This is a genomic window from Legionella nautarum, from assembly GCF_001467895.1.
Lineage (GTDB): Bacteria > Pseudomonadota > Gammaproteobacteria > Legionellales > Legionellaceae > Tatlockia > Tatlockia nautarum.
In genome coordinates this window covers 654,332-668,239 of sequence record NZ_LNYO01000013.1, presented here as the reverse complement: position 1 = coordinate 668,239, position 13,908 = coordinate 654,332, and the positions used below count along the sequence as shown (strand labels likewise).

Sequence of the window (13,908 nt, the reverse complement as noted above, 5' to 3'; positions counted from 1 at the left end):
TTATGTATTGTGTAGGATTAACAGGAAATATTGCTAGCGGAAAATCAACAGTGAGCCGTTTTTTTAAAGAACATGGCATCGCTGTAATTAGTGCCGATGAGACTGCACGCGAGTTAACCGCAGCCAATCAACCGGCCTTAATCACCATTGCAGAACATTTCGGCCAATCGGTTATTCAGTCCACGGGCGAACTCAATCGCTTTGCACTCCGTGAAATGATTTTCAAAGATCCAAAGCAACGACTTTGGTTAGAGCAATTACTTCATCCATTAATTAGACAGCTCATCCAAGAAAAGATTAGACGCTCAACAGGTCCTTATGTCGTCATTGAAATCCCTCTTTTAAATCGCCGTTCCGATTATCCCTATCTTGATCGAGTGTTACTTATTGTGGCGGATTACGAACAAAAAGTTACGCGAGTGATGGAGCGAGATCGAAGTACTCAAGAACAGGCAGAAGCCATATTGGCAATTCAAGTCAATGAGACTACTCATCGTGAATTTGCAGATGATATTGTCAATAATGATGGTTCCCTTAATGATTTAGCGAAAAAAGTTAAATTTTTGCATCAGCAGTATTTACAATTCGCAAGGCAAAAGTCATCATAATGAGATTTATTTCGTAAAAGCATATATACCGGCTAAGGAAAGCAACTTTATTATGCAAGAAGATACAATTACCTTCGAACTAGCTACCCATTTCTTACCAAAAATTGCACTGCGGTTGGAATATTTAAATCGCACTATCAATCAGGCTTGCGAAGAAACACATCCTATTATTCATCACTATGCCTTAAAAAATGTTATAGAAATAGTCAAACTAATTGAAAAACCAGAGTTAAAAAGTCGGTTCTTAAAAGAATTAATGCGTGTACAGCATTCACTCAATAAATCGCGCGTGGAAATTCCAATTGACTTATATACTAACTTGCACACACAGATTCAAATTTTATCTCAGACGGTAGGTCGTTTTGGGGAAAACATACACAATAATCCTTTCTTGCAAGCAATCAAACTGGCTCAACCTGCACAATCAAATGATTGTGAAATGTATTCTCCACCCCTTTTATTATGGCTAGAATCGAATCCTGTCATCAGACAACGTGATCTTGCTATTTGGTTAAATAATTTACGAGCTTTGCATAGTACGGTGACCCTGTATTTGTCTTTGATAAGAAACACTGCGCAATTCGATAAAATTGATATGTTTAATGGTTATTTTCAACGCCCTTTACCGCCTAAGACATCTTGCCATCTTATTTTATTAAAAATCGATAAATCGTTTGGCATAGTTCCTCGCATGCAGTTAGGCCATCATGGACTCAGTTTGCGCTTATGTGAAGTGAGTACGATGCGAGAAGTTCGGGAGACTGAGGCAAAGCTTTATTTAGCGCTTTGTCAGTTATAAGCTTAACTTCTGGAAAGCCCTCGCTACACTGGGTGCAATAAATGAAGCTAATTGCCAAACAATAAGTCACACATTCTGCGCCCAACGAGGGATCTACCTGAATCAACTCGCTATTTCGCAATGGTTTCGAACAAAAACCAAATCCGGCGTTCTGTTTCGTCGATATAATTTTCTAACAAACTTGTTGTAGCAACATCATTTTTCTTGCTACAAACCGCATGGGCAGCGCGCATTTGGGTGGCAAAATTGCGATTGTCTTGGAGAAGTTCGTTTAGCATTTCATCGGCTGCTAACGTTTCATTATTATCCTTAATTGTTGTTAATTCTTTAATCTGGCCAATTGAGTGAATGGTTTTTTGGCCCAGTTTGCGAACACGTTCAGCCAAAACGTCGATCATTGCAAAAATTTGGTCGCTCTGCTCATCCAATAAAAGATGGTAATCACGATAATGACTTCCTGACATATGCCAATGAAAATTCTTTGTTTTTACATACAAAGCAAACGTATCTGCTACGAGTGGATTAATAACTTTTGCAATGGCATTACGATCTTTGACGTCCAAATCGTTGGGAGTAGCCAGTTTAGGGAATTCTATTTTTTTCATATCAGCTCCTATATTTAATTAGATAGCTCAACTAAAGTCTTAGCTATTATTCAAATGGATGAAAATTCGAACTCAGGCTTCACCCATGTATTTTAAAAGCATAGACTAATTCCCTTAACCTAAACGCCAAATAGTGAAATATTTTTGGCTCAGTTGCAAAAACAGCTAATTCTACTTAATTATAAGTTGTCCTAACCAGTTCAGCCTCACCCTCTGTATTTAATTTTTCAATATAAATATCTTCAGTCAGTTCTGGTTCAGTAGTTAAAATACCATCGGTATATCCAACCCTAACTCTAGATCCCCTTTCTTTTGTTTCTGATGACTTATGATGAGAAGCAAAGAATGTGGAAATACGATGTATTTTTTTTTCTTTATGGCCTATTTTCTCGTCTTGTATACTACCTCTATATCCAAAAACCTCTACTCCCTCTACCCCAGAATCATGCAATGCTAGACTGAATCGTTTGGCATAACAAGTAGTTAAAGCATTAACCAAATTAATGTCAGTAACATGAGCAACATCTTCTGGATAATAGGCCACTCCCGAATTACAAGCATCCAAACTAATTTTCCGAATACCTGTGTCAATTAAAAATTCAGAAACTTGTTTAACAAGTTTTTCTGGAGTCAGTTCAGATAGGGTAAAATTATTTCCGTGGCCTGAAATATAAAGTGTAGTATTAGGTGGAAACGGTATATCCTGAATCTGCTCTAACTCTGAAAGGGTCAATGGCTTGGGAGGCAATCCTTCTGATTCTCGTTTTAAACCAACTAAGATGCCTTTTGCTTTCTGACTAAATCTCGTGCTCATTTTTTGGCATAAATTGAGGTTTTCCTCATCTGTCTTAGGCAAACACACAATTCTAACTTTTTGAGTTTGTTTTTCTTTTATTTCTCTGAGTATCCGACTTTTCATTCTTCCAAGGTTTTCATCAATAAACTCCCTTTCCTCACGAGATTGAGATTGCCACTTTTTGTTTTTTAATGATAAAGGTGTGCTATTTCTAGAATGATTAATTTGTTTTTTACGGGCCATAGACTATTTTTCCTACAACAATAATAAGAAGCAACTGATTGTGGTAAATTTAAACACAAATGTCAATCTATGATCTTATTGTGTATTTTATTGTTTAGGATGCCTTAAGCTCTAATTCTGATTGGTCTTTATAATTAAGGCACTCATGAAAAGAGCTTTTTTTATAAGGCCCGAACTGGATTTATTGGTATTGACCAAACGGAGCTCAGTTATAACTTAGCAATAAAAGCAGAAATTATTCCTTTAACAACAAGTTTTTTTTGATTCCAATTCATAACAATATTGTTATTTAGTGCATCACAATTCTCTGCAAGCCATAAACCTAATTGCCAAATTACGGTAGGAAATTTTTCCATCAGGCAACTCTCAAAATTACTCTGTATTTTGTCAGTGCACAAATTACCTTTAGTATAACAGTTCGTGATGATTTCATTCGTTATGCTCTGCCAAAATGGAGGAGGCTCCACACCAAGAAATGTTTTATTCATTAGTTTAGGAAGAAGTGCCCTGGCCAGCCATTGAATGTTTTCAGGTTTAACATTTTTAGTGCAAACCTCTTGTGTGATTATAACATCCAGCTCAGTTATAATCGCTTCCAAGCCTTTCAAATCTGGGCAACTGCCACTAGAGTTTGTTGTCGCTGCATGTAGGGATATAACAGCAGAGTAAATCAATAGGATAGATATCAACCGGGAAAACAACCTCATTGCAGTCTCCATAAAGTATCAGCGAGCCTACAATTCAATCTCGCTCTTTATTAGCTCAATAATTTGGGAATTCGCTTCAGGAAAACTATATTCAGAAAGATTGTTGACTTCAACCCATTGTAGATCAAGCTGAGCTTCACGTTTAAAGGGTTCTCCTTGGAATTTTTTTACTGCAAAAACCAATAAATGGACCATTTTAGAACCGTAATAATGCACAATTTCACCTAAAAAAGAGTAATCAAGAATATCCAACCCCACTTCTTCTTTAATTTCTCTAATCAAGGCCGTTTCTGCTAACTCATCAGACTCCAATTTTCCGCCAGGAAATTCCCACATGCCACCGTGAGCAGCATCTAGCGGCCTTTGAGCAATTAAAATACGGCCTTGTTTATCATAAATAACCGCTACAGCAACTTTCACGCTAAGCTTCCGTGGCAACTTTTGTACTTCTTGCCTGAACCACAGGGACAGGGATCATTACGACCTATCTTTCTTTCCGCACGTCGGAAAGTATTTTCAGATACATTACTCTCATCAGCATCATCAAAACTTTCTTGATGGTGAAAGGTCATTTTTTGCACTTGTTCTGCACGTCGTTGTTGTTCAACAGCATCAACATCTTGCTCAGTTTGAACCTCAACCGCAGTGACTATGCGAACAATGTCATATTTCAGAGTATCTAACATACCCTTAAATAAAGAAAAGGCTTCGCGTTTATATTCTTGTTTTGGATCCTTTTGAGCATAACCACGTAAATGAATACCTTGACGCAAATAATCCATAGAAGCCAAATGTTCACGCCAATGATTATCCATTGTTTGTAGAATGACCGATTTTTCGAATTGACTTAAGACTTCACGTCCTGCCCTTTCTTCTTTTTCGCGGTAACGATTTAAGCAAAGCTCAAAAATCCGCTCTTTGATCTGTTCAGGTTGAATACTGTGATCTTCTTCAGCCCATTGCTTAACATTGGCTTTAATTTGGAAATCTTCAGATAAAGTTTGCGATAAACCATCCAGATCCCATTGATCTTCCAAACTTTGTGGCGGTATAAAATTATCCACTAGATCGTTAATAACTTCTTCACGCATAGCTTCAACCACTTCTTTGGGATCCGTCATTGCCATTATTGCTGCGCGTTGAGTATAGATCACTTTTCTTTGATCATTGGCGACATTGTCATAATCAAGAAGTTGTTTTCTGATATCAAAATGATGTCCCTCAAGCTTACGCTGTGCATTTTCTATCGCTTTGGTAACTAAATTATGTTCGATGGGCTCACCAGGCTTCATACCCAAACGTCGCATCATGGAAGCAACGCGTTCTGAGGCGAAAATGCGCATTAAATTATCATCTAAAGAGAGATAAAAACGGCTGCTTCCTGGGTCACCTTGGCGCCCTGCGCGACCGCGAAGCTGGTTATCAATACGTCTTGACTCGTGACGCTCGGAACCAATAATACGTAAACCACCAGCTTCAATCACAGCTTCGTGGCGGGCGCGCCAATCTTTTCTTATTGCTTCACGCTCAGCCTCACTAGCCTCTTCTGGTAAAGCAGCTAATTCAGCGGATAAACTCCCCCCTAAAACAATATCAGTACCGCGTCCTGCCATATTAGTAGCAATAGTTACGACACCTGGCCTACCTGCTTCAGCAATAATTTGTGCTTCCTTTTCGTGAAATTTCGCATTGAGTACTTGATGCTTCACACCCACTTTTTTTAGTAGGTTACTCACTAACTCAGACGTTTCAATTGATGTGGTACCCACCAAAACAGGTTGTTTTCGCGCTATACACTCTTTGATATCGGTGATAATGGCTTGATATTTATCTTCATGGCTTAGGTAAACTAAATCAGCCTCATCGCGGCGACGCATTGTTTTATTAGTAGGAATAACCACTACTTCAAGATTGTAAATTTGTTGGAACTCATAGGCTTCTGTATCAGCAGTTCCAGTCATACCCGATAATTTATTATAAATCCTGAAGTAATTTTGGAAAGTAATTGAAGCGAGGGTTTGGTTTTCTTGTTGAATGGCAACACGCTCTTTTGCTTCAATCGCCTGGTGCAAACCTTCTGACCACCGTCGACCAGCCATAGTTCGGCCAGTATGCTCATCCACAATAACAACTTGATTATCTTTCACTATATAATCAATATCGCGATGGAACATGGCATGCGCTTTCAGTGCTGCATTAACATGGTGCATGAGCATGATATTAGATGCGTGATATAAGCTTTCACCTGGATCAAGCAGGCCGGCTTCAACGAGCAACTCTTCAATATGTTGATGGCCGAGCTCCGTTAAATGAGCTTGTTTTTGTTTTTCATCAATTGTGTAATCACCTTGATCTCCCTCTTCTTCTTGCTTAACTAATTGAGGGATTAATTGATTCACTTTGACATAGAGCTCAGAACTACCTTCTGCTGCTCCTGAAATAATGAGAGGAGTACGTGCTTCATCGATTAAAATGGAGTCGACCTCATCCACGATAGCAAAATTTAATTGACGCTGAACCTTGTCAGTTAAACTGAAGGCCATGTTATCGCGTAAATAATCGAAACCAAATTCATTGTTTGTTCCATAAACGATGTCAGCGCGATAAGCGATTTGTTTTTCACCATGAGGCATGTCAGGGAAAATAACGCCCACAGTTAAACCGAGAAAGTCATAAATGGGTTTCATCCATTGGCTATCCCGCTTAGCGAGATAGTCGTTGACAGTCACCACATGCACGCCTTGATCGCTGATGGCATTCAGATAAGCCGCTAAGGTTGCCATCAAGGTTTTACCTTCCCCTGTACGCATTTCTGCAATGTTGCCTTCATGTAAAACCATGCCCCCGATTAACTGCACATCAAAATGGCGTAAACCTAGGGTACGTACAGAGACTTCACGCACGAGTGCAAATGCCTCGGCAAGCATTTCATCTAAGGTTTCGCCTTCCGCATATCGCGCCTTAAATTGAGCAGTTTTAGCAGCCAACTCATCATCAGTAAGTGCTTGCATCTGAGGTTCGAAGGCATTAATGGCCATTACTGTTTTTTCCATGCGTCGCAAGGTGCGTTCATTGCGACTACCAAACATCTTTTTCATTAACGTATTCAGCATAGCCCTTGGTAATCCTCTTGAGAATTTCAGCTTCAAAAGCGCTTAATTTACTAGAATTTTGATAAAAATACCATGCAAACTGGAGAACATCCTATCTGAGGGGAATTTCAATCATCTTTTTTGCAATAATAGTAAAAAAATAAACCTTTGTAGCATGCATTATTATAAGTCTTTCCTAATAAATAATCTTTAAATCGATAAACTTCACAACTTAGATCAGAAGAGTAATTATCACTATAATGATAGCCTGGATAGCAAATATATGCGTTCGCGGTTGATGTAAAGGCAAATACTAATAGTGATATTATTTTTTTCATGATTGCTCCATGAAGCTAGTTCGCTTAGTTCGGGAGTAAGGGGTTAAACCCAGCAGTCTTACCCTAATATCTCAGCTCACCACAAATCTATTTTCTTCCATCTCCACAAGCATCGACATCACTTGATCTAATCTATCTATTCTTTTCTGTTGTTGAACTTTTACCAACCACTCTCGCCAACTTCTTGCACCAGCTAAGCCATAAGCCAAATTAAAAATAGGTTTTAGCAATAAACTTAAACCTACACCCTGCTCGGCTTGTATTTGTGCATAATCAATATATTGCTGCAAAATAGCTGAACGAGACTGAACGGGCGTATTGGGATAAAAATAATGATGGATTGAGTTTAAGGCATAGGGATTTTGGCAAGCCAAGCGCCCCAGCATTACACCATCCACGTATTGCATATGGGCAGCTATTTCCTCGTTGCTGTTAATGTTTCCATTGATGACTATTGGAATATTAGAAATTTCTTGTTTAATTCGATAGACATAATCGTAATGCACGGGCGGAATGGTGCGATTTTGCTTGGGATTTAAACCATGCAGCCAGGCTTTACGTGCATGGACAATCAATTTATCGCAACCGGCATCAACAAGTTGATGCGCAAAAGAGGAAAAAAATTCGTAGCTATCTTGATGGTCAATACCAATACGCGTTTTAGCAGTCACAGGAATAGAAACCTGCTTTTTTATACCGGCTATACAGTCAACAACCACATCAGGTTCAGCCATTAAACAAGCACCAAATCGACCTGCTTGTACTCGATCACTTGGGCAACCTAAATTTAAATTAATCTCAGTAAACCCTCTTTCCTCCGCAGTTTTTGCGCAACGAATTAACCCTTCCTTGTCAGCACCGCCGAGTTGTAAAGCTAAAGGATGCTCTATAGGTTGAAAAGACAGAGCGCGATTTGGATTATTAACAATAGCGCCGACCGTTTGCATTTCAGTGTATAAAAGCGCGTTGGGTGCGATAAGACGCATAAACACGCGGAAATGCGTGTAAGTCCAATCGATCATTGGAGCGATTGCAAGGGGTGAGATTAATGCTTCAGAGGATTTCACAGCCGTTATCAGAAATTAAAAACAGTTGATTATACTCGAAACTTAAACCGGCTGCATAGTTTCCACCAATAATTGCAGTCTTGTGCGGCCTTGATAAACATTAATATCCAATTTATAAGCGATATGCGCTTGACGAACGCGGTGGTTAGGCCATTGATTGAGATCAACATTAAAGGCAATAGCATCGATTGCATTTCCGCCCTCAGGATGGACCAAACTTAATTTAAGATGATGCTGCCCTACTAAGCGTTGTTCAAGGATTTCAAAGATATTATCAAAACAAGGCTCGGGAAATTGTTGTCCCCAAGGGCCGGCTTGCTGCAATAAAGCGGCGGTTTCTATATTGATCTCTGCCAGTTGCAAAGAACCATCAGTCCATAACTCACCCTCGCATTGAGAAACATCGAGATGTTTAGCAACCTCGGCAACAAAAACCTGTTGAAAATCATTGAATGCTTGGGGATGCATGCTTAAACCTGCAGCCATTGCATGGCCACCAAATTTAGTCATTAACCCAGGATGGTCGCGATCAACTGCGGCAAGTGCATCTCGTATATTTAAGCCCGATACCGAGCGTGCTGAACCTTTTAACTCATTGTCGCTGACCATTGCAAAGGCAATTACCGGGCGATGATAGCGCTCTTTTAAGCGTCCCGCTAAGATACCAATTACTCCTTGATGCCAACTCGGATCAGCCATACATAAAGCAACGGGAAGATGATGCGCGTTTTCTATTTTTTTAGCTAGCTTATCGACTGCCAACATCGCTTGCTCTTTCATTTCTGCTTCAATCACTCGGCGCTCTTGATTGAGCTCGTCTAAGTGTTTGGCAAGCATGAGCGCTTTTTCATAGTCATCGCTTAGCAAACATTCAATACCGAGCGACATATCATCTAAGCGGCCTGCGGCATTTAACCTTGGTGCTATCGCAAAACCCAAATCACTTTCACGTAAGCGTTCGCAACTTCTACCTGCAATTTCAATCAAAGCCCTAATACCTGGACGACCTTGACCTTGGCGAATGCGTGCAAGTCCTTGATTAACTAAAATACGGTTATTTTTATCAAGCGCCACTACATCAGCCACAGTCCCAAGAGCGACCAGATCTAATAGTTGCGCCATATTCGGCTCAGCCAAGCCTTGGGAACTAAACCAATTGGCATTGACTAAATGACGTCTTAAAGCAAGCATGACATAAAAAATAACGCCCACACCGGCAATCGATTTAGATTGAAATTGATCGCCAGTTTGGTTGGGATTAACGATGGCACAAGCCTTCGGTAAGATCTCTGCGGGTAAATGATGATCCGTAATCAAAACATCGATTCCTGCTTCGCGAGCAGCGTCTACACCATCAATACTGGCAATGCCGTTATCAACAGTGATAATCAAATCAGGTTTCCATTTTTTAGCCACATCGATAATCGCTGGCGTTAAGCCATAGCCAAACTCAAAGCGATTAGGAACTAAAAATTCAACATGTAAAGCACCCATCAAACGCAAGGCCGAAATAGCCACTGCTGTTGAAGTAGCACCATCAGCATCAAAATCACCGACAATCAAAATACGGTGTTGTTCACGTAAAGCCTTTTCGAGGCGAATACAAGCTTTATCGATATCGGTTAGCGTATTAAAAGGCAGTAAGGCTTGTAGGCTTTTATCCAGTTGGGATTCATCACTGAGGCCGCGCAGTGCAAAAATACGTTGCAAGACCGAAGGATAGTTTGAAAATGAAGGCAAGGTTTGTGGAAGTTGTCGTTGTTTAATGCGCATATTTTTATTATCTCCCTCTTTATCAAACTACAGAAATCTAGACCACCAATGAGCTGCTCGAGTGGAATAAGCTAAGTTATTCCAATACCAATGAGCTTTGTTTTTGCGGATTTTATCGTTTAAATGACAAAGCTCAATTTGTTTTCGATCGTTGATAATCAATAAATGATTTTTTTCGAGCACTGTTTCAGGTCTCAGGGCGCTAATTTCGGGTATATTGAGATTAAGAAGCCCCTCATCGTCGGTTGCTATCGCCCTTTTTTCAATGATTTTAAATTCGCCCTCTCCCCAAAACCACAGACCATTAATTGGCAACTTGTTTTCACGCTTCAGATTTAAGGGGTGTGTGCTCAGATACATTTGCAACTCGGTAATCAGGCGTTGCCAATAAAGCGAGGGGTCGAGTGAATTGAGAGTCGGCATGATGGATTGATGTAATAGACTTTGCACAGGACGGCTAGTAATTGCTGGTTTGCCATTTATTTTAAAAAGCCAAGTTTCCGCATCATGAAAAAAAGGCTCGAACTGATCGTCCTGAAGGAAGCCTGCAATCTCCGTGAGCCATGAACGCGATTCGTTTTCACTTAACTCGAGCCCAGCGCCAGCGGCAATAATCATGGCATCATTATGAGTAGCCTCCCAGTGAATCGGGGAAGCAACAAGCCATTGCCCTTCAGGCAAATGATGATAAAGCGATAAAAAATTGGCCAAAGGTAGATTTTCGGGTTTAAAACCTAAACCGACTAAAATATTTTGATAATAGTCCTCTTGACCTTTAAAAGGTTCACTGCCTGCGGGGCGCTTATCCTTTGCGTCATTAACCACCACATCCATGTTAAACAGCCTGTAAATAACCGTCGCGACGGAATAAGGTTTTTAAATTACGTAAAGCTTGTCGTGTTCGTTGGTGATTTTCAATTAAACCAAAACGCACAAAATTATCGCCCTGAGGACCAAACCCTACTCCTGGTGATACGGCAACATAAGCTTCCTTAAGTAGGTATTTTGAAAACTCGAGCGAGCCCATATGACTGTAATGCGCAGGAATAGCTGCCCAGACAAACATCGTTGCTTTAGGCCGCTCAACCTGCCAACCGATATCCTGCAACCCATCACATAAAACATTACGACGTTGTTCATACATCGCTCTAATTTCATGCACACAATCATCTGAACCCTCTAAAGCGGTAATTGCTGCAACTTGAATTGGGGTAAAAGTTCCATAATCCAAATACGATTTAATTCGAGTCAAGGCACCCACTAACTCTTCATTTCCGCAGGCAAAACCAACACGCCAACCGGGCATATTGTAGGATTTAGACATGGAATAGGTTTCTATCGCGATATCGATTGCACCTGGCACTTGCAAAATGGAGGGTGCTTTGTAGCCATCAAAAACGATATCTGCATAAGCCAGATCATGAATCACCCAAATCCCATGACGTTTAGCAAGAGCAATGACGCGCTCAAAAAACTCATATTCGACACAATGAGTACTGGGGTTAGCAGGAAAACTTATGACTAAAGCTTTAGGTCTTGGCCAAGTCTGTTCAATAGCCACTTCCACTGCCTCTAAAAATTGATTTTCATTAATTAAAGGAATTTGTTTTACATTAGCTCCGGCAATAATAAAGCCATAAGTATGAATAGGATAAGCAGGATCGGGAACTAGCACTGTATCTCCTGGACCACTAATTGCTAAAGCAAGATGCGCTAGGCCTTCCTTAGATCCAATCGTGGTTAAAACCTGTGTCTCACTATTGAGACTAATTTGGTAATTTCGTTCATACCAAGCAGCCATTGCTCGGCGCAAACGTGGAATTCCTTTTGACATGGAGTAGCGATGAGTATCCGGTCGCTGCGCTGTTTCTATTAGTTTGTCGACAATATGCGTAGGGGTTGGTTGATCAGGATTACCCATACCAAAATCAATGATATCTTCTCCACGCGCTCGTGCCTCTGACTTTAATTGGTTTAGCGTATTAAATACATAAGGGGGCAAGCGTTTAATGCGTGGAAACTGACTCATGTTTTCGACCTCTGTGATATACTGCGCTTTAGTATAAATTATTGCCCGTTTAAACACCATGCATATCAACTTAGAAGCTGCGGACGAACATAGTATTCAAGCTTATAGCGACAATGAAATTAAGGTTGATTCGATTAGTTATCAAAAAAGCCTCATTGTAAGTAGCCGCGAAATTATCACTGACTGGGCTATTGATAGCATTCAGCAACTCAATGAAGATTCGCTAGAACCTCTACTTCGCTATAGTCCGAACATCATCATTATCGGCCACAAGCAACAAGGAAAATTTCCACCGCCAATTATTTTAGAAGCTTTGTCGAAAAAACGTATTGGCTTGGAGTGTATGTCGATTGGTGCCGCCTGTCGGACCTTTAATGTGCTGCTAAGTGAGTTACGAGAAGTGGTGATTGGGATTATTTTATAGTCATAGTCAAGGTGAGCCTTTCAAGTAAATGCTTTTTACCTAACTCTGTCAAGTTCTCGGCATACTAGAAATCTTTTGCAATCCCTGCACGAGCAAGGATTAATAGATTAACCTTTTACTCAAAAACCATGCTGTTATCTTCATTAGGAGCTCCCTTTTCAGGCATTTCATCAGGTTTAGCGCCAAAAAACATATGACTTAATCGATCACTTAATTGCGTCACAACTCCAATACTCGATCTTGATCGGCTCTCTTCACTATTCTTATATAGTTCTCTTCGAATTAAATTTGCAACCTCTACCAACTCCTTAGCATCCCTTTTATCGGTGTAGGGGGTTATTACATACTTTGTTTTTTTCTCCCTATATGGGGAAGGGTTATTGATAGGTTCATTTGTTAGCGGATGAGTTCTACTCGCTTCACACAACCATTGTCGTAACGTTATGTCGCAACTAATCTTAGTAGTTCCAGTCACGACCCTCCATTGATCAGGAGAAGCTTCAAACATTTGAACTATTAAAATTGGCTGGTGGATATCCGACATCGCAACTTGATCGAGGTCGCTATCTAGAGTTAATTCAGCCTCATTTATTTGTTCCTCTGAGGCTTGCATTCTTCTTTTTTCTATTTCTTCATTTAACTTTGTCAAACGGGCATCTAAGTCTCTATAGTTTTCCAGAAGTACTTTAATCGCTTTTCTTCCTTGTACTAGCTCAAGCTCTTTCTCTGATAATGGTAAAAACACGACCTCGGGGTCTGTTTCTTGGATCATAGCACTATAAGCAGCTGAATCTAGCGGAGGTTCCTTATTAGAAACCCTAAAAGTATTTTCCTCAGGTACATCTAAAGCTGCATATTCCCCAGAGACATCTAAATCATCATGTGCAGGAGGATACGGTTGACTGATTTTTTCATTTAACTGTTTAATAAGTTCTAATGTTAGGCTGCAATCGGCAAAATTGAAAAAAATTTGTTTTATGACATTGAAAAATAAGCCTTCCTGATATCCATCAGCTATTCCATTCCAAAAACTTCGGATTAGATCCACGACTCCAAATACTATTTCTGCAGCAAGTATAATAATTGCAAAAGGGATACCCAAAAGTAAGCTTACTATACCTAGTGCCATACCTCTCCAAATAGCCTTAGCTAATGTACTATCTGGGTAGGTTCTATAATAATCAGTAGCTGCAAAAATTGGTAATACGAATAGAACCAATGTAGCGAATACGAGCGTTCCTGCAAATAAGGCTGTATTGATAATTGCCGATTTAATGGGATATACAACAAAACCTACTATTGCTCCGCTTATTTTATTTAATGTTCGTAACATCATGACCTCTATCTTAAACCGATCTTTGCGTCGTTTGTGAAATTTGTAAGGCGATCACCAATTTAGTAGAGATAAATTTATCTACTGATAAAAG

General features: G+C 39.9%; 13 protein-coding genes. 3 read left to right on the top strand and 10 right to left on the bottom strand.

Translation table 11 applies throughout. From position 1 onward, the window contains the following. Positions 1-2: 2 nt before the first annotated feature. Positions 3-608 carry a dephospho-CoA kinase gene (gene coaE / locus Lnau_RS06375; protein ID WP_058504302.1) on the top strand — a complete coding sequence of 202 codons (606 nt, stop codon included), beginning with the start codon at positions 3-5 and terminating at the stop codon, positions 606-608. A gap of 52 nt (positions 609-660) precedes the next feature. Then, entirely contained in the window at positions 661-1,407 is a 747-nt protein-coding gene (gene zapD, locus Lnau_RS06370) for a cell division protein ZapD (RefSeq protein ID WP_058504301.1), read from the top strand. A gap of 110 nt (positions 1,408-1,517) precedes the next feature. Here the strand turns inward: zapD and Lnau_RS06365 are convergent, their stop codons facing one another. The 9 genes from Lnau_RS06365 to alaC form a co-directional block, all read right to left on the bottom strand. After that, positions 1,518-2,012, bottom strand: a complete 495-nt coding sequence (locus Lnau_RS06365; RefSeq protein WP_058504300.1) for a Dps family protein — start codon at positions 2,010-2,012, stop codon at positions 1,518-1,520. Between the two features lie 175 nt (positions 2,013-2,187). Further along, positions 2,188-3,051, bottom strand: coding sequence for a hypothetical protein (locus Lnau_RS06360; RefSeq protein ID WP_058504299.1), 864 nt, complete (start codon positions 3,049-3,051; stop codon positions 2,188-2,190). Between the two features lie 209 nt (positions 3,052-3,260). After that, a complete protein-coding gene (locus Lnau_RS06355) occupies positions 3,261-3,770 on the bottom strand; it encodes a hypothetical protein (RefSeq protein ID WP_157070635.1) in 510 nt (169 codons plus the stop codon). A 15-nt stretch (positions 3,771-3,785) separates the two neighbouring features. Next, the gene (gene mutT / locus Lnau_RS06350) at positions 3,786-4,178 is read right to left on the bottom strand and encodes an 8-oxo-dGTP diphosphatase MutT (protein WP_065240252.1); all 393 of its coding nucleotides are present in this window, start codon (positions 4,176-4,178) and stop codon (positions 3,786-3,788) included. Beyond that, positions 4,175-6,871 (bottom strand): preprotein translocase subunit SecA, encoded by a 2,697-nt coding sequence (secA, locus tag Lnau_RS06345; RefSeq protein WP_058504296.1) that lies wholly within the window; start codon positions 6,869-6,871, stop codon positions 4,175-4,177. The genes mutT and secA overlap by 4 nt, the downstream gene beginning before the upstream one ends. Before the next feature lie 388 nt (positions 6,872-7,259). Further along, a complete protein-coding gene (dusA, locus tag Lnau_RS06335) occupies positions 7,260-8,255 on the bottom strand; it encodes a tRNA dihydrouridine(20/20a) synthase DusA (RefSeq protein WP_274520261.1) in 996 nt (331 codons plus the stop codon). Between the two features lie 42 nt (positions 8,256-8,297). Then, a complete protein-coding gene (gene recJ / locus Lnau_RS06330) occupies positions 8,298-10,028 on the bottom strand; it encodes a single-stranded-DNA-specific exonuclease RecJ (protein WP_058504293.1) in 1,731 nt (576 codons plus the stop codon). A gap of 27 nt (positions 10,029-10,055) precedes the next feature. Then, positions 10,056-10,862: a hypothetical protein gene (locus Lnau_RS06325; protein ID WP_058504292.1), complete on the bottom strand. Its 807-nt coding sequence runs from the start codon at positions 10,860-10,862 to the stop codon at positions 10,056-10,058. A 1-nt stretch (position 10,863) separates the two neighbouring features. Next, positions 10,864-12,057: an alanine transaminase gene (gene alaC / locus Lnau_RS06320; RefSeq protein WP_058504830.1), complete on the bottom strand. Its 1,194-nt coding sequence runs from the start codon at positions 12,055-12,057 to the stop codon at positions 10,864-10,866. 58 nt (positions 12,058-12,115) lie between these two features. On the opposite strand from alaC, the gene Lnau_RS06315 reads away from it, so the two are divergent. Continuing rightward, on the top strand, positions 12,116-12,481 hold the full coding sequence (locus Lnau_RS06315) for an Mth938-like domain-containing protein (RefSeq protein WP_058504291.1): 366 nt from the start codon (positions 12,116-12,118) through the stop codon (positions 12,479-12,481). Between the two features lie 115 nt (positions 12,482-12,596). On the opposite strand, the gene Lnau_RS06310 is transcribed toward Lnau_RS06315, so the two are convergent. Next, positions 12,597-13,817: a YwiC-like family protein gene (locus tag Lnau_RS06310; protein WP_133134809.1), complete on the bottom strand. Its 1,221-nt coding sequence runs from the start codon at positions 13,815-13,817 to the stop codon at positions 12,597-12,599. Positions 13,818-13,908: the final 91 nt, after the last annotated feature.